Annotated in this window: 25 protein-coding genes; all 25 read left to right on the forward strand. The window is 54.1% G+C overall.

The window, feature by feature from the left end:
- Positions 1-63 precede the first annotated feature (63 nt).
- The 25 genes from ylxM to htpG all read left to right on the forward strand — a co-directional run bounded on the left by ylxM (position 64) and on the right by htpG (position 25685).
- Positions 64-426 carry a YlxM family DNA-binding protein gene (ylxM, locus tag I4V53_RS11495; RefSeq protein WP_195985836.1) on the forward strand — a complete coding sequence of 121 codons (363 nt, stop codon included), beginning with the start codon at positions 64-66 and terminating at the stop codon, positions 424-426.
- 25 nt (positions 427-451) lie between these two features.
- Positions 452-1762: a signal recognition particle protein gene (gene ffh / locus I4V53_RS11500; RefSeq protein ID WP_195985837.1), complete on the forward strand. Its 1311-nt coding sequence runs from the start codon at positions 452-454 to the stop codon at positions 1760-1762.
- A 74-nt stretch (positions 1763-1836) separates the two neighbouring features.
- Complete coding sequence (gene rpsP / locus I4V53_RS11505) at positions 1837-2079, forward strand: 30S ribosomal protein S16 (protein ID WP_195985838.1); 243 nt, start codon at positions 1837-1839, stop codon at positions 2077-2079.
- 29 nt (positions 2080-2108) lie between these two features.
- Positions 2109-2342, forward strand: a complete 234-nt coding sequence (locus tag I4V53_RS11510; protein WP_050697415.1) for a KH domain-containing protein — start codon at positions 2109-2111, stop codon at positions 2340-2342.
- 176 nt (positions 2343-2518) lie between these two features.
- On the forward strand, positions 2519-3034 hold the full coding sequence (rimM, locus tag I4V53_RS11515) for a ribosome maturation factor RimM (protein ID WP_195985839.1): 516 nt from the start codon (positions 2519-2521) through the stop codon (positions 3032-3034).
- On the forward strand, positions 3024-3764 hold the full coding sequence (gene trmD, locus I4V53_RS11520; RefSeq protein ID WP_195985840.1) for a tRNA (guanosine(37)-N1)-methyltransferase TrmD: 741 nt from the start codon (positions 3024-3026) through the stop codon (positions 3762-3764). The genes rimM and trmD overlap by 11 nt, the downstream gene beginning before the upstream one ends.
- Positions 3765-4027: 263 nt before the next feature.
- The gene (locus I4V53_RS11525; RefSeq protein ID WP_195985841.1) at positions 4028-4291 is read left to right on the forward strand and encodes an HPr family phosphocarrier protein; all 264 of its coding nucleotides are present in this window, start codon (positions 4028-4030) and stop codon (positions 4289-4291) included.
- 82 nt (positions 4292-4373) lie between these two features.
- On the forward strand, positions 4374-6272 hold the full coding sequence (uvrC, locus tag I4V53_RS11530; RefSeq protein ID WP_195985842.1) for an excinuclease ABC subunit UvrC: 1899 nt from the start codon (positions 4374-4376) through the stop codon (positions 6270-6272).
- A gap of 141 nt (positions 6273-6413) precedes the next feature.
- Positions 6414-6956, forward strand: a complete 543-nt coding sequence (rsmD, locus tag I4V53_RS11535) for a 16S rRNA (guanine(966)-N(2))-methyltransferase RsmD (protein WP_195985843.1) — start codon at positions 6414-6416, stop codon at positions 6954-6956.
- 72 nt (positions 6957-7028) lie between these two features.
- Positions 7029-7517, forward strand: coding sequence for a pantetheine-phosphate adenylyltransferase (gene coaD / locus I4V53_RS11540; protein ID WP_195985844.1), 489 nt, complete (start codon positions 7029-7031; stop codon positions 7515-7517).
- Positions 7518-7565: 48 nt separating this feature from the next.
- Positions 7566-8030 (forward strand): ATPase, encoded by a 465-nt coding sequence (locus I4V53_RS11545; protein WP_195985845.1) that lies wholly within the window; start codon positions 7566-7568, stop codon positions 8028-8030.
- Positions 8031-8336: 306 nt separating this feature from the next.
- Positions 8337-8756 carry a division/cell wall cluster transcriptional repressor MraZ gene (mraZ, locus tag I4V53_RS11550; protein WP_050697423.1) on the forward strand — a complete coding sequence of 140 codons (420 nt, stop codon included), beginning with the start codon at positions 8337-8339 and terminating at the stop codon, positions 8754-8756.
- Positions 8757-8814: 58 nt separating this feature from the next.
- Positions 8815-9741, forward strand: coding sequence for a 16S rRNA (cytosine(1402)-N(4))-methyltransferase RsmH (gene rsmH, locus I4V53_RS11555; protein WP_195985846.1), 927 nt, complete (start codon positions 8815-8817; stop codon positions 9739-9741).
- Positions 9742-9770: 29 nt separating this feature from the next.
- Positions 9771-10271, forward strand: coding sequence for a hypothetical protein (locus tag I4V53_RS11560; protein WP_195985847.1), 501 nt, complete (start codon positions 9771-9773; stop codon positions 10269-10271).
- A gap of 263 nt (positions 10272-10534) precedes the next feature.
- Positions 10535-12760: a penicillin-binding transpeptidase domain-containing protein gene (locus I4V53_RS11565; RefSeq protein ID WP_195985848.1), complete on the forward strand. Its 2226-nt coding sequence runs from the start codon at positions 10535-10537 to the stop codon at positions 12758-12760.
- Positions 12761-13160: 400 nt separating this feature from the next.
- Positions 13161-14171: a phospho-N-acetylmuramoyl-pentapeptide-transferase gene (mraY, locus tag I4V53_RS11570; RefSeq protein WP_195985849.1), complete on the forward strand. Its 1011-nt coding sequence runs from the start codon at positions 13161-13163 to the stop codon at positions 14169-14171.
- Between the two features lie 125 nt (positions 14172-14296).
- Positions 14297-15493 carry an FtsW/RodA/SpoVE family cell cycle protein gene (locus I4V53_RS11575; RefSeq protein WP_502709369.1) on the forward strand — a complete coding sequence of 399 codons (1197 nt, stop codon included), beginning with the start codon at positions 14297-14299 and terminating at the stop codon, positions 15491-15493.
- A 43-nt stretch (positions 15494-15536) separates the two neighbouring features.
- Positions 15537-16652, forward strand: a complete 1116-nt coding sequence (gene murG / locus I4V53_RS11580; protein WP_195985850.1) for an undecaprenyldiphospho-muramoylpentapeptide beta-N-acetylglucosaminyltransferase — start codon at positions 15537-15539, stop codon at positions 16650-16652.
- Between the two features lie 205 nt (positions 16653-16857).
- On the forward strand, positions 16858-18171 hold the full coding sequence (murA, locus tag I4V53_RS11585; RefSeq protein WP_195985851.1) for a UDP-N-acetylglucosamine 1-carboxyvinyltransferase: 1314 nt from the start codon (positions 16858-16860) through the stop codon (positions 18169-18171).
- A 22-nt stretch (positions 18172-18193) separates the two neighbouring features.
- On the forward strand, positions 18194-19213 hold the full coding sequence (locus I4V53_RS11590) for a cell division protein FtsQ/DivIB (protein WP_195985852.1): 1020 nt from the start codon (positions 18194-18196) through the stop codon (positions 19211-19213).
- 136 nt (positions 19214-19349) lie between these two features.
- Positions 19350-20486 (forward strand): cell division protein FtsZ, encoded by a 1137-nt coding sequence (gene ftsZ / locus I4V53_RS11595; protein WP_195985853.1) that lies wholly within the window; start codon positions 19350-19352, stop codon positions 20484-20486.
- A 347-nt stretch (positions 20487-20833) separates the two neighbouring features.
- Positions 20834-21757 carry a magnesium transporter CorA family protein gene (locus tag I4V53_RS11600; RefSeq protein ID WP_195985854.1) on the forward strand — a complete coding sequence of 308 codons (924 nt, stop codon included), beginning with the start codon at positions 20834-20836 and terminating at the stop codon, positions 21755-21757.
- Between the two features lie 57 nt (positions 21758-21814).
- Positions 21815-22345 (forward strand): FumA C-terminus/TtdB family hydratase beta subunit, encoded by a 531-nt coding sequence (locus I4V53_RS11605; RefSeq protein ID WP_195985855.1) that lies wholly within the window; start codon positions 21815-21817, stop codon positions 22343-22345.
- Between the two features lie 33 nt (positions 22346-22378).
- Positions 22379-23563, forward strand: a complete 1185-nt coding sequence (locus I4V53_RS11610) for a cation diffusion facilitator family transporter (protein ID WP_195985856.1) — start codon at positions 22379-22381, stop codon at positions 23561-23563.
- Positions 23564-23804: 241 nt separating this feature from the next.
- Positions 23805-25685 (forward strand): molecular chaperone HtpG, encoded by a 1881-nt coding sequence (htpG, locus tag I4V53_RS11615; protein ID WP_195985874.1) that lies wholly within the window; start codon positions 23805-23807, stop codon positions 25683-25685.
- Positions 25686-25729 lie beyond the last annotated feature (44 nt).

Genomic DNA, 25729 nt, shown 5'->3' on the forward strand with positions numbered 1-25729 from the left:
TCGGAAGTGTTGTATAATTGCCAACTGTAAAGCAAATAACTTTACAGACAAGGAGGGCAGGACGTGGCGAAGAATCTGGAGATCTCCCTGCTGCTGGATTTCTACGGCGAAATGCTGACAGAAAAACAGCGCGAGGTGATCGAATTCTATTACAACGACGACCTGTCTCTTTCTGAGATTGCGGACAACGAGGGCATTACGCGCCAGGGCGTGCGCGATTCGATCAAGCGGGCGGAACACCAGCTTCTGGAGATGGAAGCGCGTCTCGGACTGGCAAAGCGGTTCCGCGAGGTGCGGGACGGCCTGGAGCGCATCAGCGATTCGGCCCGCCGTATTCAGGACTATAACAAACAGCATGTGTATTCCCGCGACATCGAGGAGAATACGCGGATGATATTGGAGCTTGCACAGCAGTTGTGCGAATAACCTTGCAGGCGAGAGGAGATTTGCTTTGGCATTTGAAGGATTGGCAGATAAGCTTTCCGCGGCCTTTAAACGGCTGAAGTCGAAGGGCAAGCTGAGCGAAGCCGATGTAAAAGAGGCGATGCGAGAGGTGCGCTTGGCGCTTCTGGAGGCCGACGTCAACTATAAGGTTGCTAAGGAATTTACAAAGAAAATTACGGACCGTGCCATCGGCGCAGAGGTTATGGAGAGCCTGACGCCCGCGCAGATGGTGGTCAAGATTGTAGATGAAGAGCTGACGGCCCTGATGGGCGGCGGCGAAACGCGTTTGGTATCCCCGGCCAGCCCGCCTGCCATCATCATGATGTGCGGCCTGCAGGGCGCCGGTAAAACGACGCATGCCGGCAAGCTGGCGAAGATGCTGAAAGGCCAGGGGCATCGCCCCCTTCTGGTCGCGGGCGACATTTACCGCCCGGCGGCGATCAAGCAGCTGCAGGTGGTCGGTTCGAAGGCGGGCGTGCCCGTTTTTGAAATGGGCACCGAAAAGCCGGTGAAAATCTGTAAAGAGGCGATCAAGCGGGCAAAAGACTACGGCAACGACTATGTCATTATCGATACGGCGGGCCGTCTGCAGATCGACGAAGTGCTGATGGACGAGCTGAAGAACATTCAGGAGGCCGTCAATCCCTCGGATATTCTGCTGGTGGTCGACGCTATGACTGGTCAGGAAGCCGTCAACGTGGCCAAGACGTTTGACGAAAAGCTTTCCATCACCGGCGTAATCCTCACCAAGCTGGACGGCGACACCCGCGGCGGCGCGGCGCTCTCCGTGCGCGCGGTAACAGGCAAGCCGATCAAGTTCGCAGGCACGGGCGAAAAGCTGGAGGACCTGGAGGTCTTCCACCCGGACCGCATGGCTTCGCGTATCCTCGGCATGGGCGACGTGCTCACGCTGATTGAGGACGCGCAGAACAAGATGGACCAGAAGGCGGCGGAGAAGGTTTCCCGCCGGATGCTGGAAAATAAAATGGACCTCAATGACCTGCTTGACCAGTTTACACAGATCAAGCGCATGGGGCCGCTGAAATCCGTCCTCAGCAAGATGCCGGGCATGGAGAAGCAGCTCAAGGATGTGGACATTGACGACCGCGACATGGACCGCATGGCGGCGATCATTCTTTCCATGACGAAGGAAGAGCGCGAAAAGCCGTCGGTCATCAACCCGTCCCGCAAGCGCCGCATTGCGGCGGGCAGCGGCATGCGGGTGGAGGACGTCAACCGCCTGCTGCGCCAGTTTGAGCAGATGCAGAAGATGATGAAGCAGCTGCGCGGCAAGGGCAAGAGGCGCTTCGGCTTCTGAAAACCGGATATCTTACACCGAGGGAATTCCCTTGTTTAAGATCATACAAACGATTTGTTATGGAGGTGAAAATCATGGCAGTTAAGATCAGACTGCGCAGAATGGGCGCCAAGAAGGCTCCGTTCTACCGCATTGTTGTTGCAGATTCCCGTTATCCGCGCGATGGCCGTTTCATTGAAGAAATCGGCACATACGATCCGATGCAGGAGCCGTCCGTTGTGAAGGTCGACGCTGAGAAGGCGAAGAAGTGGATTTCCAACGGCGCACAGCCCACCGATACCGTGAAGGCTCTGTTCAAGAAGAACGGCGTTCTTTAATTGGTTATGTGTTGCACACGGAGGTTAACATGAAGGAATTGCTGACTGCAATCGCTCAGGGCCTTGTGGAGGACCCGTCCGCCGTTTCCGTCGATGTCGACGAGCCCGGGCAGGATGGTTCCGTCGTTTATCATCTGCATGTTGCGGAGAACGACATGGGCCGGGTTATCGGCAAGCAGGGACGCATCGCGAAAGCGATCCGCGTCGTGATGCGCGCCGCGGCGACCCGCACCAACGGGAAGATTTCTGTCGAAATCGACTGAGCATAAAGGGGGGCTGACGTTTGTCCGCCCTCTCTTTTTTATTACATCAAGAAAATCCTTGGATTTTCCACTTCTAAATGTAACAAAAAATCTTTTCCTACCAGGCCAACCAGGAAAGCGCTCAGGAATTGAGAAAACACAGCTATTTTTTATATAAGCAAACCAGGAGGAATAACATGCGGAATCAATATTTGGAAGCAGGCCGGATCGTGGGGACGCACGGCGTCCGCGGGGAGCTGCGCGTGGAGCCGTGGTGCGACTCTGCCGCGTTTCTGGCGAAGCTGTGCAATCTGTACGGGGAACGCGGCGCGGAGAAATTGAAAGTGGTTTCCTCCCGCGTGCACAAGAGCCTGTTGCTGCTTCAGCTGGAAGGTGTGGATACAGTGGAACAAGCGGACATGCTGCGCGGGAAAATTCTCTACCTGGACCGCGCGGACGTGAAGCTGCCCAAGGGCCAGTATTTCATGCAGGATATGATCGGCCTGACCGTCCTGGACGCGGATACGGGAAAGCGCTATGGCCTGCTGACTGAGGTCATGCGGACCGGCGCCAACGACGTATACCAGGTAACCGGGGAGGACAAGGTAAACTACCTGGTCCCCGCCATTCCGGATGTGGTGCGGGAGGTGGATATTGACGCCGGCGTGTTGAAAATCCGGCCGCTGAGGGGGATTTTTGAAGATGCGGATTGACATCCTCACGCTCTTTCCGGAGATGTGTGAAACCGTGATGGCGGAGAGCATCATCGGCCGTGCGCGGCGGCGCGGCGCGGTCCAGGTGTGCTGTCACCAAATCCGTAATTTTGCGTATGATAAACATAACCGGGTAGACGATACGCTCTTCGGCGGCGGAATGGGAATGTTGCTGATGGCGGAGCCGATCGCGCTGTGTATGGACAACGTGATCGAGCAGCTCGGGGAAAAGCCGCATGTGCTGTACATGTCCCCCCAGGGAAGCGTGCTGACGCAGGAAAAAGTGAAAGAATTGGCAGGATTTGAGAATATTGCCATTCTATGTGGGCATTATGAAGGTGTGGACGAGCGCGTGCTGGACGCGTACGTCGACGAAGAAATTTCCATTGGAGATTATGTGCTCACGGGCGGCGAGCTGCCAGCCATGGTGGTAGCGGACGCCGTATGCCGCATGAAGGACGGCGTGCTCTCCGGCGACGAATGCTTCGAGGAGGAGAGCCATTACAACAGCTTGCTGGAATATCCGCAGTATACGAGGCCGGCTGTCTGGCGCGGAAGAGAAGTCCCTCCGGTGCTGCTGACAGGGCACCATGCCAATATTTCCCAATGGAGAAGAGAACAGTCTCTTTTGCGCACTTTGCACAAAAGACCCGATCTTCTGGCGCGGGCAGAGCTCACAAAAGCGGACAAAAAGTTTCTTTCTTCGTTGGAAATTCATGTGGAAAAATAATAAATCCCTGTACATTTTGCCTGATTTTGTCAGGCGGCCCATCGAAAAGATATGGTATACGGTACAAAAGTTTTCAACAATTACGTTAAGTTGCACAAAGGAGCGGGGGACATAAAAGGTGCGATTCGGTTATCAATCCAAAGTTTTTCAAATTTGTTGACGGCATTCCGAATTGTGATATAATAACTAGCAAGATAGAGTTTAGTAGGTTGTGTTGTTTTGCTTTGATTTTTGATTATGATTTTTTTAGGAGTGGATTAAAAATGTGCGTAAAAGAGGTATTGGTTCAGAATCAGGTAGGATTGCATGCGCGTCCGGCAACGTTCTTTATCCAGAAAGCAAATGAGTATAAATCCTCTATTTGGGTGGAAAAGGAAGAAAGACGCGTCAATGCGAAAAGTCTGTTGGGCGTACTGTCCCTCGGCATCGTTGGCGGTACATCCATCCGCATCATTGCTGACGGCGCTGATGAGGAAGAAGCTGTAAACAACTTGGTCGATTTGGTCAAGTCCGGTTTTGCAGAATAAGTCGCTCACCAGACAGCACCGCTTTCACAGGCGGTGCTGTTTTTGTTTGCAGGGAACATAAAAGAGAGAGGAGGGCGCGTCCTTGGACGACCACAAAGAACATATCAAAGAGCTGCGCAAAAAAGCGATGCGCCTGCCGCTGCATCCCGGCGTGTATATCATGCGCGACAAAACCGGGAAGATTATCTATATCGGCAAAGCGAAGGCGCTGAAAAACCGCGTCAGCCAGTATTTTGGCAGCGAAAAGAACCACGATGATAAAGTTCGCCGCATGGTCAGCAATGTAGAGGATTTTGAATACATTCTGACGGACAGTGAATTTGAGGCGCTGGTGCTGGAATGCAGCCTCATCAAGCAGCACACGCCCAAGTATAATATCCTGTTAAAGGACGACAAGGGTTATCATTATATTAAGGTGACCAAAGGCCCGTGGCCGCGGATTTCGCAGGCCAAGCAGATGCTGAGCGACGGCGCGGAATACCTGGGGCCGTATGTCAGTTCCTGGGCGACCAAAGAGTCCGTCGACGAGGCGTTGAAGATTTTCCGCCTGCCGTCGTGCTCCCGTAAGTTCCCGCAGGACATCGGCAAGGGTCGGCCCTGCCTGAATTATTTTATTAAACAGTGCAGTGCGCCCTGCCGGGGCAGGCTGTCGGAAAAGGAGTACAACGAGGCCGTAAAGGACGCGCTTGAATTCCTGCGAGGTGGCAGCGCGGCATGTGTGAAAGAATTAACAAGAAAGATGGAAGAGGCGGCGGAAAACCTGGAGTTTGAGCGGGCGGCGCACATCCGGGACCGCCTGGCGGCGATCAAGCGCATGAGCGATCGTCAGAAGGTGGTGGCGCTGAAGGTCCCGGAACAGGATATTATCGCGTTGGCGCAGGGAGCGGAGAAGAACTGCTTTGAGGTGTTCCGCTTTATGAATGGCCGGCTGTGCGACCGGGAAACCTACCTGATGGGCGAAATCGGTGAGGCGGGGGCGGCGCGCAGCGAGTTTATTGAGCGGTACTACTCCATGCGCGACCGGATTCCGCCCCGCGTAACGCTGGACGGGCCGGCGGCGGATACCGCGCTGCTTTCCGAGTGGCTGAGCCAGAAGGCGGGCCGGAAGGTGTCCGTGTCCATTCCGCAGAAGGGGGAGCAGGCCCATCTGGTGGAAATGTGCCGCAGCAACGCCGCCGAACAGCTTGCGCAGTCCATGGGGCGCACCGGACGGGAAGCTTCCGCGCTGGACGAGCTGGGGCGGCTTTTGGGCTTGGCGCATCCGCCCGCCTACATTGAAGCGTACGACATCAGCAATCTGGCCGGTGGCGACAATGTGGCGGGTATGGTGGTGTTTGAGAACGGGCGGCCGCTCAAGAGCGCTTATCGGAAGTTCCAGATCAAAACAGTGGACGGGCAGGACGATTACGGCTCCATGCGGGAGGTTATTGGGCGCCGCCTGCGGGAATATCAGGAAAACCAGGACAGCGGGGAGGGCTTCGGGCGCTTGCCGGACCTGATCCTGTTGGACGGCGGCAAGGGCCATGTGGCGGCGGTGCAGCCTATCCTGGACTCGTTCCGGCTGGATATTCCCCTGTTTGGCATGGTGAAGGACGATAAGCACCGCACGCGCGCCATTGCGGCGAACGGCGGGGAGATCGCCATCCAGCCGAACCGGAAGGCGTTTACGCTGGTGGGTGCGATTCAGGAGGAAGTGCACCGCTTTGCAATCGGGTACCACCGGCAGACCCGGAAGAAAAATACGCTCAGCACGTCCCTGACCTCAATTGAAGGAATCGGCCAATCCCGCGCGCGGGCCCTGCTCAAACATTTCCGCACCATTACTGCGATCCGGGAGGCCGACCTGGAAGAGCTGGAGAATGCGCCCGGAATGACAAAACCGTCCGCGCTCGCCGTATACCGGCATTTTCACGCGGTAAACGAAACCGTTCCGCCTGAAAACGAAGAACAGAACAACCGGCCAGTAGAGTCAGGCGGGTAGAAAAGGAAGACAGGGATCATCCTGCGCTGCTATCAGAGGAGCTGCCCCCCAGCCGGTTGCAGGTTCTTGACAGATGGGCGGGATGATGGGATAATAGAAGGCATCTAAAGCGATGGATGCGGTGAAATAAGGAGTTACGATATGCGGATTATCACAGGTTCGGCCCGCGGCAGGCGTTTGATTACGCTGGAAGGCGCAAGTGTGCGCCCCACGCCGGAACGGGTCAAGGAGGCACTGTTCAGCATCCTCCAGTTTCAGATGGAAGGCCGCCGGGTGCTTGACCTGTTTGCAGGTTCCGGCCAGCTTGGCATAGAAGCGCTCAGCCGCGGTGCAAAAGAAGCCGTGTTTGTGGATGCGGGAAAAGAACCCGTTTCCGTTGTTACTAAAAATTTGGAGAGTACCGGTTTAGCAGATCGCGCGCAGGTGATGCACATGGATTTTTCCGCGTTTTTGCTGCGCAGAAACGAGCCGTTTGATATTGCGTTTCTCGATCCGCCCTACCGGACCGGATTACTGGAGCGCGCGCTGCCCATGGTGGCCGCGGTGATGAATCCGGGCGGGACGATCATATGCGAGCATCCCTCTGACGAAAAGCTGCCGGAGACGGCGGGCGATTTTGTCAAGGAAAAGGATTACCGGTACGGTAAAATCCTGCTGACGCTGTATCGCCATAAAGAACTGTAAAAACGTGAAATAGATCTGGAAACCGCTGCAAAGGATGCCTTTGCAGAAGGGTCTTGGAAAGGAATCAACGTTATGAAAACAGCAATCTGCCCGGGCAGTTTTGATCCCGTTACGATCGGTCATCTGGATATCATCGGGCGCGCCCGTAAAATTTTTGACCACGTCATTGTGGCGGTTATGGTCAATCCCAAAAAGAACACGCTGTTTACCGCGGAAGAGCGGGTGGCTCTGATTCAAAAATGCATTAAAAATATGGACGACGTGGAAGTTGTCTGTTTTGACGGCCTGCTGGCGGACTATGCCCGCATACGCAGCGCCGACGCAATTGTAAAAGGCCTGCGCGCGCTGTCGGACTTTGAATACGAGTTTCAGCAGGCGTTGACCAATAAGAAGCTGAACCCCCAGCTGGAAACAATGTTTCTGATCACACGGTCGGAAAATATGTTCCTCAGTTCCAGTATTGTCAAGCAGATCGCCGGCTTTGGCGGCGATATATCCAACTTTGTCCCGGCCTGTATTCTGGAGGACATTAAAGAAAGAATTTACGCCTCAAAAGGGTAAGGTGCGCGGATTGTTCCCGCGGCTCTCTGAAAGGAATGGTCAAATACAATGAATGTTGAAGAATTGATTGACGAACTGTACGAAATGGTGGAGAAGGCGTGGAACCTTCCGCTGAGCCGCGGGCGCGCGGTCCTTGATGGGGACGAGGTACGGCAGATTCTGGACGAGATCCGGGAGAACCTTCCCAAAGAGCTGCGCCAGGCGAAGGCGATTGTGGCGGACCGCGCGCAGATTATCAGCGATGCCAAGCGGGAGGCGGAAACCATTGTCCGCGTGGCGGAAGAGCGTTCCAAGGCGATGGTTAACCAGGATGAAATTGTCCGCGCCGCGCAGCAGAAGGCAAACGATCTGGTGACGCAGGCCCAATTAAAGGCGCGTGAGATGCGCAAAGCGTCCAACGATTATGTGGACGACCTGATGAAGCGCACCGACGACGCATTGGCGGCAAACCTTGCGGAATTGCGTAAAACCCGCCAGAATATTAAGGCAACCCAGCGTTCCGGACAAAACTAAACCGTTTGTTTTTTGTGCATCTTGTACATGCATTTCATAAAGTTTTTGGGAACAATCAAAGAAAATTGGAAAAAATTAGGAGGCCTGCCACAAGATCTTGTGGCAGGCCTCCTTTGTTATGCCTATATACGGAAAATTGGTTAGAATACTTCCTTAAAAACACTATTCTGGTTGACATAAATGCAATGAAATGGTTGCAATTTTGTTATCGATAGAGTATAATCAGATCATTAAGTGGGGGAAGGTGGGGCAAAGTAGTACGCTGTGGTTAACATAGCCAGCATTTGCCCTGAAAAAGGCACGATTATGTTGATTGGCGAATACCAACATAATATCGACCAGAAAGGCCGCGTGATTGTACCCGCCCGGTTCCGGGAGGATCTGGGCGAGCGTTTTTATGTCACGAAGGGAATGGACGGTTGCCTGTTTGTTCTGCCTCCCGCTGAATGGCAAAAGCTCCAGGAAAAGGTCTTGGCGATGCCCATGAGCAAGGCGAGAAAGATTCAGCTGTTTTTCTTTGCCGGCGCGATGGAAGCGGAGCCGGACAAGCAGGGACGCATTCTGCTGCCGCAGCCGCTGCGGGAGTATGCGGGCCTGACCAAGGACGTTACGTTTATCGGCGCTATGAACCGGGGAGAAATCTGGGACGCGCAGAAGTGGACAGATTTTAATGCCGGATTGAACAGCGACAACGTCACCCAGATCATGGAGGACGTGGACTTTTAAAATGGCCTTCGGCGCGGCGCTGGCCGTCTGTTTGCCGAGTGCGGCCGGAGGAGATAGCATGGAGTTTCACCACAAGCCGGTGCTGTTCGATGAAGCGATTGAATCGCTTGCGATCCGCCCGGATGGAGTTTACATAGACGGGACCGCCGGGGGCGGCGGCCATTCCAGGGCCATTGCGGAACAGCTGACCACAGGGAAGCTGCTCTCAATCGATCAGGACCCCGACGCCATTGCGGTGGTGCGGGAACGGCTGAGCTCGTTTTCCTGTTCGGTTCTGGCACGCGCCAATTTTTCAGAGATGGACCGTGTGGCGCGGGAACTGGATTTGTTCCCGGTGGACGGTGTGCTGCTGGATATCGGCGTATCTTCCCATCAGCTGGATACCCCGGAGCGGGGCTTTTCTTACCACACCGACGCACCGCTCGATATGCGCATGAGCCAGCAGGGACCGAGTGCCAGGGATTTGGTCAACACGCTGACTTGGCAGGAGCTGGCGCGAATCATCAGCCAATACGGCGAGGACCGCAATGCGAAGAGCATTGCAAAGGGCATTGTCAAGGCGCGGGAAAGTGCGCCGATTGAAACGACCGTGCAGCTCGCGGAGATTATCAAGGCTTCCGTGCCTGCCGCGGTGCGCAGAGAGCAGGGGCATCCCGCCCGAAAAACCTTCCAGGCGCTGCGGATCGAGGTCAATGGGGAACTGGACTGTCTTTCCAAAGGACTGGACGCCGCGTTTTCCCTGTTAAGGCCGGGCGGACGTCTGGCGGTCATCACCTTCCATTCGCTGGAGGACCGTATGGTCAAGCAACGTATGGCATCCTGGTGCCAGGGCTGTACCTGCCCGCCGGATTTTCCGGTATGCGTGTGCGGCAAGAAGCCGAAGGCGAAGCTGTTATACAAAAAGGGACTGGCTCCCAGTGAAGCGGAATTGGAGTATAACCCCAGGAGCCGCAGTGCGCGGCTGCGGGTTTGCATAAAACGTTAAATAAAGAAACGGAAAGAAGGGGTCTGTGGATGGCGACACATCGCAAAGGCGAAGCGTATGACTTTGAACTTTTTGAGCCGAAGAGACAACCGGAACAGGAGCAACAGGAAAAAAGCAATATCATACGACTTCCGCAGGAACAACTGGATAAAAACCGCCGTCCAAAGCACAGGGGGCTGAAGGTTATTTCCATGAGCCTGTTTTTACTGGCCATGATGACCATTGCCGGTTCGCTGGTGTATGGGCAGGTCCGTCTGACAGAATTGACTGAAGACATTAACACCTATTCGGCCGTTTTGGAAGAACAGCAGAGCGTCTATGTACAGTTGAAAATGAAGTCGGATGCCAAGCTTTCTCTGCAGACCGTCGAAGATTATGCGGAGAACAACCTTGGAATGCGAAAGATCGAACAGAGTCAGGTGGAATATATCAGCCTGTCGAAGGGAGACAAGAGCCAGGTGGTGGAAGAGGAGCAGTCCCGGAACCTGTTGACTTCTATATGGGATTTTATCCAGCAGCTGTTGTCATAAAAAGAGCCTTGTTTCAATAGATATGGAATGAACGGTATCAGACCAGTTGCAGTGAACAGGTTTAAAAAAGGAGACGCGGACGGGGAGAATGTGGCAAGGCAGAGGACGCCTGTGCAGTTATAATCTTCCTGAGCCACCGAACGGTTGAAACCATTTGCTGCATGCTCTGTGGTCGGTCTATTGAGGAACAGGTGAGGATCAATACCAAAACGGGAGAGTTAAGAGGATTCTTGACTCTCCGTTTTATAATTTGGAGGTTGCAGATGGCAAAGGGAACAACAATCAGGATGTGGCATCGGACGATCTTTATGCTGATCGCCATGATTGTCATCGGTTTCGGGGCGGTTGCCGTCAGTCTGTTCCGGCTGCAAATCGTGCAGGGGGAAGAGCTGCAGACGCGCGCGGTGGACCAGTATTTGAAGGATACGTCGATCAATGCGAAGCGCGGAACGATCTATGACTGCAATATGAAAGTGCTGGCGGAGAGCGCCAATGTCTGGAAAGTCGTACTGGAACCGGCTTATATTACGGATGAGAACCGGGACCTGATCTGTACCGGCCTGGCAGAGATACTGGATTTGGACAAGAACGAGCTGCTGGAGCGCAGCCAGAAAAAAACATATTACGATGTGGTAAAGGGCAAAGTAGAAACAGAGATCAAGGATGAAATCGTCAAATTTAAAAAGGACAATCAGATTGGCAACGGCATCCGGTTGATTGAAGACTACAAACGCTATTACCCGTATGGAAAATTTGCGTCCTCCGTGCTGGGCTTTACCGGTTCTGACAGTCAGGGCCTTGCAGGCGTGGAAGCGCAGTATGATTCCACCCTGACGGGCGTTTCCGGCCGTCTGGTGACGGCGAAGAACGCGCTGGGTACGGATATGTCCTTTGATTATGAGCAGCGGGTGGAGCCGCAGAACGGCTACAGCTTGGTGCTGACGCTGGACGAAGTGGTGCAGCACTTCCTGGAAAAATACCTGGAGGAGGGCGTTGCCAACAGCGGGGCGCGCAACCGTGCCTGCGGCATCGTTATGAACGTCAAGACCGGTGCGATCCTCGGCATGGCGGTCAAAGGGGACTTTGATCCGAACGACCCGTTTACGCTCACCGATCCTACAGAGAAGGCGGCGGTAGACGCTTTGCAGGGAGAGGAACGGACGAAGGCGCTGAACGAAGCGCGTCAGAAGCAGTGGAGAAATAAATGCGTCAGCGACACCTACTATCCCGGCTCTGTTTTTAAGATGGTTACTTCGTCCATGGGGTTTGAGGAGGGTGTAATCAATGAAAATTCGCCGTTTTCCTGCCCGGGCTATTATGTAGTGGCGGACCGACGCATCAGCTGTTGGAAAACAGCGGGACACGGCGGGGAAACCTTTTCACAGGGACTGTGCAATTCCTGCAACCCGGTTTTCATCCAGGTAGGCGAACGGCTGGGACCGAAAACCTTTTTTAAGTATTTTGAAGCCTTTGGGTTTACGCAGAAGACGGGCATTGATCTGCCCGGCGAATCCCGCAGTATTTATTATGATGAAAACATGGGCCCGGTTGAATTGGCGACAGAGTCCTTTGGACAGAACTTCAGTATTACGCCGATCCAGATGATTACCGGCGCGGCCGCGGTTGCCAACGGCGGCTATCTGGTGCAGCCGCATGTGGTGGCGCAGGTTATCGATGATGACGGCAATATCATCCGCACGACGGATACCACTGTAAAACGCCAGGTGATTTCCAATGATACTTCCCAGCGCGTCAGCGCCATTCTGCAGCAGACCGCCACCACAGGCACGGCAAAAAACGGTTACATTGCCGGATACCGTGTGGCGGGAAAAACCGGTACATCGGAAAAAATCGCGGAGTGGATCGCGCAGGGCAAACAGGGAGAAAAGAAATATATCGCCTCCTATTGCGGTTACGCGCCGGCGGACGATCCACAGGTTGCCATGCTGGTGTTTTTTGACGAACCGCTCCGCCAGAACGGGCAGGTGTTCGGCAGTGCGATCGCGGGACCGCCGTTTGCAAAGACCATGAGTGAAATCCTTCCGTATTTGGGTATTGAGGCAAAGTACACGGAAGAAGAGCTTGCCAAGCTGGATACAACCACGCCGGATGTGCGCGGTAAGAGTGTACAGGAAGCGCAGAATACCATTCAGACCGCCGAATTGGAAGCGAAGGTTTACGGCAACGGCGCCACAGTGATTTCCCAGGTGCCGGAACCGGGCAAGAGCATTCCGAAGAACGGGCAGATGGTGCTGTTTACCGACGAGGAGAGCGCGTCGAAGACGCTCAAGGTGCCGAAGCTGACCGGGTTGACTTTGTCACAGGCCAATGCGGCGGCAACAAACGCCGGCATCAATATCAGCATTTCCGGCGCGGCGCTCACCGGGAAGAATGCGGTATCCAACCTGCAAAGTATTCCGGAGGGAAGCGACGTGCCGCCGGGCACCATTGTCACAGTGGACTTTGTTGAACTCGACTCGGTAGAATAAGATGTGAACTTGGAAAATGAAACAAGAATAAAACCTGTTCTAATTAGGGAATGGTAAAATTTACCGTTTATCTGTATTAGAAGAATATGGTATAATAACCTCACGCCGTGACCGGAAGCGGAGCTTCCGACGGCTGGGAGAACATTGTTCCGTTGTGATGGAGGCTGCGCCTCTTTAATGGAATAATAATTGCACGGCGTTGCCAAAATCAGATTTTGACGCCTGAGTGAATCTTGAATTATGCCGGTTTGATAAGCTCGTCAGCCTGTGGCGCTGTGAGAGCGGAGTTGCGTAAAGGGCATGATTAAGGAACCGCACGGTATTTCTAAAATCATAGATTAATAAAAACAGCAGGTTTCCACGCGGTGGGGAATGAATATCAGAAGAGGGGATTTTGCATATGGCGGACGGAATGTGGACACTCGCGGCGGCGGCGATTGCATTTGCGGTGACGGGACTTTTGGGAAAATGGATGGTTCCGTTCCTGCACAAGATCAATTTTGGGCAGACCATTCGGGAGGAAGGCCCAAAATGGCATCAGAAGAAGAGTGGGACGCCGACCATGGGCGGATTCATGTTCATCGTTGGCATTTTTGTATCGGCGGCGCTCTGCCTGTTCCTGTTTTACAAAAACAGCGGCCAGAATCCCACCGATATGAATTTGCATGTCAAGCTGATCGGCGGCATGCTGATGGCGTTGGGATTTGGCGGCGTCGGATTCCTGGACGATTACATCAAGGTTGTAAAAAAACGCAACCTGGGGCTTAACGAGCGCCAGAAGCTGATTCTGCAATTTCTTGTGGCGGGCGGATATCTCGCGTCCCTGTACATGTCCGGCGCGTCCAGCGTCACGCTGATTCCCTTCTTTGGCGGCGTGGATTTGGGGATGGCCTATTGGGTTCTCGCGCTTTTGGGAATTGTCGCAATGGTCAACGCGGTGAATTTTACGGACGGCATCGACGGCCTCAACGCCTCCGTGACATTTTTTGTCTCACTGGCGTTCATGGTGATTGCCGGAATCGTCGGAATCAACGGCATGGGGATTTTGTCGGCTGCCTGTGCGGGCGGCTGCCTGGGCTTTTTGATCTGGAATTTCAACCCGGCCAAGGTTTTCATGGGCGACACGGGTTCCCTGTTTCTGGGGGGCATGGTGTGCGCGCTCGCCTTTGGGCTGAATATGCCGGTCCTGCTTCTGCCGGCCGGCATCATATATATTTGTGAAATAGCGTCCGTCGTGTTACAGGTGACCTATTTTAAAGCGACGCATGGAAAGCGCCTGTTTAAAATGAGCCCGATCCACCACCATTTTGAAATGTGCGGATGGAGCGAAGTGAAAATTTGCACCGTGTTCAGCATGGTGACGCTGCTGTTTGGCGCATTAAGCGCGGCGGCTGTATGGTTTGGGCTGTAACCGGCCTGATAAAGTGACATTTTTGGCGGGCAAATTGTGGTTAAATGAATGGGACCCCGCAAGATATGCGGCAGAAAGGAGGCGGTTTGATGGCGACAAGGGCGGATACCAAGAGGGGCGCCCCAGTGAGACGCCCTCCATCCGCGAGGAAAGAGGATACACAGGAGCTGTCCCAGAGTTCGTCTCTGGTCAAGCGGATGCGCAAAAAATTTCGCCTGTTTTCTGTGCGCGCCGGTATGGATCTGCCGTTCTTTTTCCTGGTGTTGACGCTGCTGGTTATCGGCCTGGTTATGCTGTTTTCCGCCAGTTATGCCTACGCGTACTATTATTATGGAAACAGCTATTATTTCATCGCCCGTCAGGCGGGATTTGCGCTGGCCGGCGTTGCGGCAATGGTGGCGATCTCCTACTTTGATTATCATCACCTGCATAAATTGGCCGTTCCTATCCTTATGGTCACGTATCTGCTGTTGGTTCTGGTGTTGTTTATGCCGGAGCGCAGCGGTGTAAAACGGTGGATTGTCATTGGTCCTGTCAATTTCCAACCTTCGGAAATCGCGAAGTTTGCCTTGATTTTAATCTTTGCACATCTGATCTCCATCAATTTTAAACGCATGGGAACCTTTCGATACGGCGTTCTGCCGTATCTGCTGATCCTGGGTTCCATTGCGGTTCTTGTTATTTTGGAAAAGCACGTTTCCGCCACGCTGATCCTGGTTATGCTGGCGGGCGTTATGCTCTTTATCGGCGGTATACAGCTGCGATGGTTCGGCATCGCCTTTGGCGCGCTGGGGGCGGCGGTAGCGTATATCGTCCTGTTCAGTGCAAAATTCGGTTATGCAAACGACCGTATTGCCGGCTGGCTCGATCCGTTCGGTACCACGGTGGATACCTGGCAGACCAGGCAGTCGCTGATGTCCATCGGCTCGGGCGGTCTGCTTGGACTTGGGCTGGGCCAGTCGCGGCAAAAATATCTGTATCTGCCGGAACCGCAGAACGATTTTATATTTGCCATCGTGTGCGAAGAACTGGGGTTTATCGGCGCGCTGTTGGTAATTATCCTGTTTGCCATGCTGGTCTGGCGGGGGATTACGGTGTCCCTGAAGGCGAAGGATAAGTTCGGCATGCTGCTTGGCATCGGCCTGACCGTACAGGTGGGCCTGCAGGTGATCCTGAATATTGCCGTTGTGACGAATACGATCCCGAATACCGGAATCAGCCTGCCGTTCTTCAGCTCTGGAGGTACGTCGCTGATGATTTTGTTGGCGGAAATGGGCGTGGTCCTGTCGATCTCACGAACGTCGATGATTGAGAAGACATAGCGTGCCCGGCAGAGCAAAGTAAGCCATTAAAGGAGACAGCTGTATGAGAGTCTTGTTTGCCGGCGGCGGCACCGCCGGCCACATCAATCCCGCACTGGCGATCGCCGGATATCTGCGGGAACGCGAACCGGATACGGAAATTCTCTATGTGGGCGCAAAGGGCGGTATGGAAGAACGCCTTGTCCCGGCGGCGGGTTTTTCATTTAAAAGTATCACGATTTCCGGATTTCAGCGCAAGCTGAGCTGGGCAAACGTCAAGAAAAATGCCCAAACGGTTGTGCGCATGTTTACCTCCAGCAGGGAGGCGCGCGGAATCATCCGGGAATTTCAACCGGATATCTGCATCGGCACCGGCGGTTACGTCAGCGGGCCGGTGATCCGCGACGCGATCAAAATGGGCATTCCCTCTCTGATTCACGAACAAAACGCCTATCCGGGTGTGACCAATAAAACCCTGAGCAAGCACGCCAGCCGAACCATGCTGGCGGTGGCGGACGCGCAAAAGCATCTGGACCCGTCGGCACACTGTGTCCTGACCGGCAACCCTGTGCGGCAGGAAATCATTCGTACGCGCAGGGAGGAGGCCCGCCGGAAGCTGGGGCTGGACGAACGCCCGATGATTCTCTCCTTTGGCGGAAGCCTGGGAGCGCGTAAGATCAATGAAGCCGTCGCGGATTTGTTGGTTTGGAGCGCGCAGAAGGACAGGTTCCAGCATATACACGCCTACGGACAGTGGGGAACCTGGTTCCCGGACCTGCTGAAAGAAAAAGGATTGGACCTGGGCAAGCACCCGCAAATGGATATCCGGGAATATATCAGCGATATGCCGGACTGTCTGGCGGCGGCGGATTTGGTGATCTGCCGGGCGGGCGCCATCACGCTGAGCGAGCTGCAGGCGCAAGGGCGCGCGTCGGTACTGATTCCGTCCCCCAACGTGGCGGAAAACCACCAGTATCATAATGCCATGGCACTCGTCAATCACAAAGCCGCCGACATTTTGGAGGAAAAGGATTTGAGCGGAGAGGCCTTGTGCAGAAAAGTAGAGGAACTTTTTGCAAGCCCGTCCACGATCCCGCATCTGGCGGAGAACGCCAGGAAGATGGCAATTTTAAACGCCAACGAACGCATTTATCATATTATAAAAGAAGTATTGGCCTGATGCAATCCGCAGCCGCATGCACAGGGTTTGCCCCGTCCGCATAGTATGGTGCAAAATCAAGGAAACACTGATTTCATTGCAGCGCACGGCCTGCCGGTCCAAATCGGCGGGCGGCGGTGCGTTTTTTCCATTTTGCCGGATAAGAATACGGCAATCGGTCAACCGCAGTCTGCTCAGTGTTCCCTAAGGTAAAAGGGGTGCGGCTATGTCGAAGCTATTGATTCAGGGACCAGGCCGATTGGAAGGAGAGTTGCGCGTCCACGGGGCGAAAAACAGCACACTGCCGCTGATGGCGGCGGCTCTGCTTTGCGGCAGTGAATGTATCCTACATAACTGTCCGGATCTGTCGGATGTAGATACCTCGGTGCGGATCCTGCGCCACCTGGGCTGCAGGACGGAACGCTCCGGTTCGGACGTACTGGTAGATCCGCGCGGCGCAGACCATTGGGATATTCCGGAGACGCTGATGCGGGAAATGCGCTCTTCCATTGTGTTTCTGGGCGCAATCGTTTCCAAAATGGGAAAGGCGACGTTGTCTTTCCCCGGCGGATGCGAATTGGGTCCCCGCCCGATCGATCTGCATCTTTCCGCATTGCGGAAGCTGGGCGTCTCTATTCAGGAGGACCACGGATGCCTGCGGTGCAGCGCTGAACAGGGATTGAAGGGAACGAACATCGCGTTTTCATTCCCCAGCGTGGGCGCGACGGAAAACGTGCTGCTTGCCGCCTGCTGTGCGAAAGGGACCACGGTCATCACAAATGCAGCAAGAGAGCCGGAGATTTGTGATTTGGCGGATTTCCTGAATGCCTGCGGCGGTAAAATTTGCGGCGCGGGAGACAGCACCATTATTGTGGAAGGTGTAAAGAAACTGGACGGCTGTGAGCACAGGGTCATTCCGGACCGCATTGCCGCAGCGACGTATCTGGCAGCGGCGGCGGTCACCGGAAGCACGCTGACGCTGACGCATGTGCTGCCCGCGCATATGGCGCCGGTGCTGCCGGTGTTTGAGGAGACCGGATGCCAGATTGACGTGGATGGAGAAACCATGCGCATTGTGGCGCCAAAGAGGCTGAGCCGCATGAAAAACGTGCGTACTATGCCGTATCCGGGTTTTCCAACGGACGCACAGGCGCCGGTGATGACAATGGCGGCCGTTGCGGAGGGCACCAGCATTTTTGTGGAAAACATCTTTGAGAGCCGTTACAAGCACGTGGGCGAGCTGCTTCGCTTGGGAGCCAACATCAAAGTAGAGGGCCGTGTGGCGGTTGTGGAAGGCGTCCAGCGCTTCTCCGGCGCGCCGGTAGAGGCGGCGGACCTGCGCGGCGGCGCGGCGCTTGTAGTGGCGGGACTCGCGGCGCAGGGGGAAACCCTTGTGAGCGGCGTCAAGCACATTGACCGCGGTTATGAGAGCATCGAAAAGAGCCTGCGCAGCTTGGGTGCGCGCGTCATTCGCATCCCGGAGGAGCCTGCCGGGAAAGTGCCGGTCTGCCGGGCCGCGGTGTATCAGGAAGGATCATAACGGAGAAAGGAAGTGAAACAGCATGGGGACAACGCAGAATCGCGGGCGCGCAGGACCGTCGAACCGGCGGCCGCCGCAACAGCCTCCGCGCCGGCCGGAACCGGAGCCGCAGAAGCGCCGGAAACGGGTGGCGGAGGGGACCGCACAGCGTGCGGAGCAGCGACGGCGGCGAAAGCGCAGGCGGCTGATCCTGTTTTACATCGTGATGTTTCTGGTGGTTGTCATCGGTGCTGTTACACTTTCCCTGACGGTGCTGTTTAAAATAGATACCATACAGGTGACCGGTACTTCCCGCTATACCGCGCAGGAGATTGTCAACACAGCGGGCATTCCAAAGGGCGAAAACCTTTTTTTGGCAAAGACGAAGGAAGCCGGGACCGCGATTGAGAAGAAACTGCCTTACATAAAAACGGCAAAAGTATCCCGGCGATTTCCGGCAAAAATCGTGATTGACGTTGTGGAAGATACCGTTTCCGGCGTCATTGTATATGAGGATCGGTATGCGGTGCTGGGGGAAAACGGCAAGGTGCTGGATTTTCCCGAGGTGATTCCGGAAGGAGTTCCGGTCATTAAGGGTCTGATGCTCTCTAAAGTAGAGTTGGGCGAATCGATCGCCTTTCAGGAAAACGATGTGGAAAGCAAAGAACCGGAGGACTCTTCTTCGTCTGAGCTGCAGGCCGCGAGTGCGGAAGGGCAGTCGGAGGAGGTTGCAAGCGAAGACCCGGTTCAGCAGCGCAACCAGGAGACCTATGAAATCCTGATGCAGGCAATAATGGATAATGGGTTGGATAAAATTTCAGAAATCGACCTGACCGACCCATATAATTTAAAAATCCTGTACGACAACCGGATTACCATGGTGCTGGGACTTCCCACGGACCTGGAATATAAAATCCATTACGCAAAGGGCATCCTGGATGAGGGCGGCATCCAGGAAAATGAGCGCGGCGTGCTGAACCTGGCCGACGCCGTGAACAATAAGGTGCCGTTTGCGCCGGACTATACCGGTGGAACAACGGAGAGCGGGGCTCCTTCCGGTTAAAAACAGTCCAATCCGCCAAAACTTGGAGCCGCAAGGAAATACTTGTTGAAATTATTTCGTAAAAGTGTTAAATTAATACTATGCATAGGCAAAGGTTGCCGGTAAAATAAAAGGACGTTTAAGGGGGACGCAGCACATGCCTTTTGAGATTGATAACGACTTTGACAATATTGTTCAGATAAAAGTAATCGGTGTTGGCGGCGGCGGCGGAAACGCGGTTGACCGCATGGTGACCATGGGTGTACAGGGTGTGGAGTTTATTTCCGTCAATACGGATAAGCAGGCGCTTTACCGCTCCAAGGCAACGCAGAAAATCCAGATCGGTGAGAAGGTCACGCACGGAAAAGGCGCGGGATCGAAGCCGGAAATGGGCCAGAAGGCGGGCGAGGAGAGCCGTGAAGCGATTGCGACGGCGATCCGCGGCAGCGATATGGTCTTTATCACCGCAGGTATGGGCGGCGGCACCGGTACGGGCGCAGCGCCGATTGTGGCGGAAGTAGCCCGCGATATGGGTGTTCTGACGGTAGGTATTGTGACAAAACCCTTTGCATTTGAAGGCAGGCGGCGTATGGAGCAGGCCGAAAACGGCATTTCCGCTCTGCGCGAGCATGTGGATTCCCTGGTTGTAATCCCCAACGAGCGTCTGAAGCTGGTCAGCGAGCAGCGCATCACGCTGGTCAACGCGTTCTCCATTGCGGACGACGTGCTGCGCCAGGGTGTGCAGAGTATCTCCGACCTGATTAAGCTGCCCGGACTGGTCAACCTGGACTTTGCCGATGTGACCGCGATCATGAAGGACGCGGGTTATGCGCACATGGGCGTGGGCAGGGCCTCCGGCAAGGACAAAGCGGAGCAGGCCGCCAATATGGCGATTTCCAGCCCGCTGCTGGAGACGGCAATCAACGGCGCAAAGGGCGTCATTGTAAATATCACGTCCTCTCCGGATATCGGCCTCGACGAAATCGAGACAGCCTCCGCGATGATTGCTTCTCAGGCGCATGAGGACGCGAACATCATCTGGGGCGCCGCGTTTGATGAGAATATGGACGATGAAATGAGCGTTACCGTGATCGCGACCGGATTTGCCACGCACGACGGCAGCGATCAGCCGGCCAGGGAGGAGCGCAGGAGCGGTTCCTCACAGGGCGCTTACTCTCACAGCAGCGCGCCGGCGCGTGAGTCCAGAGAAAGTGCCTCCCGTGCGCAAAGCTCCCCTTCGTTGGACGACGACGATACGTTTACCGATATTATGTCGATTTTTAACAGAAAATAACATACAACACAACCTGGAAAGGGCCCGGTTCTGCCGGGCCTTTTCTGCATGATTTTTTCATTTCATACGGGTGTAAAAAGGCGATGTGAGGCGAATTTAGCCCGTGTAGGGCACTGCGGAGCAAATTTACCGGAATATAACGCGAAAATATAAGCCGCACTCTTGTAATCTCCCGTTTCTGTGCTATAATAACCAATGGAATACATCATCAGCCTGTGCACAGTTGTCTGGCACAGGCCATTTATTTGACGGCCTGCCGTGTGAGGCGGGCGGAGGAGGTGGCATTGTGAAACCGGACCCTTTATGCAGCGGGGACAGACAAAACAATCATAAGGGAGATGAAAGCAATGCTGTCTTATTACAAAACCATAGACGGCCAAATGACCCGTCTGGAAGCCTGTGAACCTGGCTGCTGGATCAATTGTATCGCGCCCACGGACGCAGAGATCAAAGGGATGATTGCGGACTTTAAAGTAGAGCCGGATTTTTTCCGCGCCGCAATGGACGAAGAGGAATCTTCCCATATTGACAGCGAGGACGACAGCACGTTGATTATTATCGACATGCCGGTCGCGGAAAAGGCAGGCGGCAACATCACATATACCACGACGCCGCTGGGCATCATCATCACAGAGAAAAACGTGATCACAGTTGCGACAAAGAATAATCCCGTGCTGGACGAGTTTACCGACAACGTGGTCCGCGGGGTGCAGACCAACCTGAAAACCCGTTTTATCCTGCATTTGATGCTGCGGATCGCCACGCGCTACTTGCAGTACCTGAAGCAGATTGATAAGATCAGCAGCCACGTTGAACGCGAGCTGCGGAAGTCCATGAAAAACTCCGAGCTGATTCAGCTGTTGGATATTGAAAAATCACTGGTGTATTTCTCCTCTTCTTTGAAGGGCAGTGAAATCACCATCGAAAAGATCATGCGCGGGCGTGTGGTCAAGCTCTACGAAGAGGATCAGGACCTGCTGGAAGACGTGCTGATCGAGGTGCGCCAGGCCATCGAGATGTCCAGCATTTATCTGAACATCCTCTCCGGCACAATGGACGCATTTGCGTCCGTAATCAGCAACAACCTGAATATTGTGATGAAGGTTTTGGCCTCTATCACGCTGCTGATTTCGATTCCGACGGTCATTTCGAGCTTCTACGGAATGAATGTGGACGGGCTGCCTTTGCCGCATTTTTGGTTCCCATTGGTACTGGCGGTCGTCAGCATGGGCGTCGCATATTTTATCCTGCGGAAAAAGGATATGTTTTAAACAGGAAAAAGGGGAACTGCGACGGCAGCTCCCTTTCTTTATGGAGGGAAAAAGAGTATGGAACGCATTCGGATTCACACAAGCGAGCTGCCTGTAAAGGCAAAAGACCTGCGTGCCGGAGAGCAGATTTTATTGAGCGGCACAATTTATACCGCGCGCGACGCGGCGCATAAGCGGATTTGCGCCCTGTTGGATGAGGGAAAGGAGCCGCCGTTCCCGTTGGAGGGCGCTTCTGTCTATTACGCGGGACCGACGCCTGCGCCGGAGGGGCTTCCCATCGGGTCCTGCGGGCCGACAACCTCTTCACGGATGGACGTCTTTGCGCCGCGCCTGCTGGATCTGGGATTGAAGTGTATGATCGGCAAGGGGAACCGCGCCCCGGCGGTGGCAGAAGCTATTCAGCGCAACGGGGCGGTGTACCTGTGCGCCATCGGCGGAGCGGGCGCGCTGGCTGCGAAATGTGTGCGCTCCCTCAAAGTCATCGCGTTTGAAGACCTCGGCTGTGAATCGGTCAAGGAGCTGCAAATTGAGGACTTTCCTCTGTTTGTGGCGATTGATTCCACAGGAGGCAGTCTCTTTGCAAAATAAGCCGGGTACAGACAATATGATAGGAGTGATCGCATGACGAACCTGTTGGTGCGTCTTTTTATCAAGGACTATCAGAATGTGGAGAACAGCCGGGTGCGGGAACAGTACGGGAAGTTTGCAGGCGTCGTTGGGATCGTGACCAACCTGCTGTTGTCTGTCATCAAGGCGCTTGCGGGCTTTCTGTTCCACAGCGTGGCCATTCTTGCGGACGCGGTGAATAACCTGTCCGATTCCGCTTCTTCCATCGTGACGCTGGTGGGCTTTAAGCTGTCCGCCAAGCCGGCGGACAAGGAGCATCCGTACGGGCATGCGCGCATTGAATACATCAGTGGGCTGATCGTGTCTCTGGTCATCCTGCTGCTGGGCTTCCAATTGGTGCAATCCTCTTTCGGCAAAATTTTGCAGCCGGAGGAAACGGAAATCAGCCTGTTGGCGGTCGCTGTTTTGATTGTTTCCATGCTGATTAAGCTCTGGCAGTTTTTCTTTTACCGGAAGCTTGGCAGGCGGATCGCCTCCACCGCGCTGGAAGCGACGGCAGCCGACAGCCGCAACGATGTAATCAGCACGGGCGCAATCCTGATTGGCATGGGGATTACCCGGCTGACCGGTTATAATCTGGACGGCTGGATGGGCCTGGTCGTGGCGGTTCTGGTCATTGTCGGCGGAATCAAGCTGATTATGGAAACCAGCGATCCGCTGTTGGGCATCGCACCGTCCAAAGAGCTGGTGGACGGTATCTACCAGAAAATACTGCACTATGAAGGCGTTCTGGGGCTGCACGACCTGAGTGTACACAATTATGGGCCGGGCCGGTGCTTTGCCTCAGTGCATTGCGAGGTGCCGGCGGAACAGGACATCATGGTCAGCCACGATATTATAGACAATATTGAGCGAGACTTTTTGCAGGATATGAACATCCATCTGGTGATTCATCTGGACCCGGTCGTCACGGATGACGAACGCACCAATACGCTGAAACGAGAGGTGATGCAGAAGCTGCGTGCGCTTTCCACAGAGATCGATATGCACGACTTCCGCGTGGTTTGGGGAAACTCCCATACCAACCTGATTTTCGACGTATGCGTGCCGTTCGGCTTTCAATGGGACGACAACGAGCTTTTACAGCGCGTGGAGGAAGCTATAAAAGAATTGGATTCACACTACTTCACGGTCGTTACCGTGGATCACGATTACGTTCCGCATTTTGTGGAAAAGTAGAATATTAAAAATCCCACGCGGGCATGGAAAATGTCGTCTGCGTGGGATTTCTTTCGTATTTCCCGGGAAACGGAAGATCCATATCGGTTGACGGCCCAAACGCTCGCCGCTGTTTTCCTTGTTCAGCGGTGTGTTCATAATTTGTTCATTGCATTTTTGAAAAGAATGTACTACAATAGTTTTAGCACTTGGATTGATTGAGTGCTAAAACTAAAGATATAAGAGGTTGATTGCAGTGGCAATGAAGCAGTTTAAAGCAGAATCCAAACGTCTTTTGGACCTGATGATCAATTCCATTTACACCCACCGGGAAATTTTTCTCCGCGAGCTGATTTCCAATGCGAGCGACGCCATCGACAAGCTGTATTACCGTGCGTTGACCGACGGCGATACCGGCCTTTCCCGCGACGACTTTGCAATTGACATTGCGCTGGACAAGGACGCGCGTACGCTTACGATTTCCGACAACGGCTGCGGCATGACAAAGGAAGAACTGGAGAATAATCTGGGCACCATCGCGAAGAGCGGCTCCTTGAATTTTAAGAAGGACAACGAGCAGAAAGAGGATATCGAGATTATCGGCCAGTTTGGCGTCGGCTTCTATTCCGCCTTTATGGTCAGCGAACAGGTGACCGTCTATAGCCGTGCGTACGGGAGCGATGAGGCCTGGAAATGGTCCAGTAAGGGCGCGGAGGGCTACACCATGGAACCGTGCGAAATGGAAGGCCACGGCTCCAAAATCGTGCTGAATATCAAATCCAACACAGATGAAAACAACTATGACGAATTCCTGGAGACCTACACCATCAAGAACCTGGTGAAAAAATACTCCGACTATATCCGCTATCCCATCCGCATGGACGTGGAAAAGAGCCGCATGAAGGAAGGCACGGAGGAAAAGCCGGAATACGAATCCTACACGGAAAATGAAACGCTGAACAGCATGGTGCCGCTGTGGCGCAAGAATAAAAACGAGATTACGGAAGAAGAATACGACCGCTTTTATCAGGAAAAGTTCTTTGACTTTGAGAAGCCCGCAAAGATCATCCACAGCAGCACGGAGGGTACCGCAACCTATAACGCGCTGCTCTTTATCCCCGGCAGAGCACCCTATGACTACTACACCCGCGAATATGAAAAAGGCTTGCAGCTGTATTCCAACGGCGTGCTGATTATGGAAAAGTGCCCGGATTTGCTGCCCGACTATTTCAGCTTTGTCAAGGGCCTGGTAGATTCGCAGGATCTCTCTTTGAATATCTCCCGCGAAATGCTGCAGCACGACCGGCAGCTGAAAATTATTGCTTCCCGTTTGGAAAAGAAGATCAAGTCCGAGCTGGAAAGCATGCTGCTCAACGAACGTGAAAAATACGAAGAATTCTTTAAAAACTTTGGCCTGCAGTTGAAGTACGGTGCAAATGCCGATTACGGCGCGCATAAGGATGTTTTGAAGGACCTGCTGCTGTTCTATTCTTCCAGTGAAAAGAAGCTGGTTACGCTCAAGGAATACGTGGAGCGCATGAAAGAGGAGCAGAAGTATATCTATTACGCCTGCGGCCAGACGGTGGATCGGATCGAACTGCTGCCGCAGACAGAGGCGCTCAAGGAGAAAGGCTTTGAAATCCTCTATCTGACCGACGATGTGGACGAGTTCGCCCTGCGTATGATGATGCAGTATGACGATAAGGCGTTTAAATCCGTTTCTGCGGACGATCTCGACCTGGAGACGGAAGAGGAGAAGCAGGAGGCCGCCAAAAAAGTGGAGGAAAACAAGGATTTGCTGGATGCCATGAAAGAAGCGCTTGACGGCAAGGTCAAGCAGGTGATCCTTTCCCAGAAGCTGAAGACCCATCCGGTGTGCATGTCCTCCGAAGGCGCGATTTCTCTGGAGATGGAAAAGGTCCTCAACTCCATGCCAAGCGGCGAAAAAGTGCAGGCGCAGCGCGTTTTGGAGATTAATGCAAATCACCCGATTTTTGCCAAATTGCAGGAGCTGCATGCGGATCATCCGGACAAGCTGAAAGAATACGCCGCCCTGCTGTATGACCAGGCGCTGCTGATCGAAGGCGTTGCCATCGAGGACCCGGTGGCATTTTCCAATCGTGTCTGTGACTTGATGATATAATAAAAGTTTGTCGTGCAATACCATCAGCAAACATAAATAAAACG

Origin of the sequence: Clostridium sp. D33t1_170424_F3 (assembly GCF_015667585.1) — a bacterium.
Classification (GTDB): Bacteria; Bacillota; Clostridia; order Oscillospirales; family Acutalibacteraceae; genus Anaeromassilibacillus.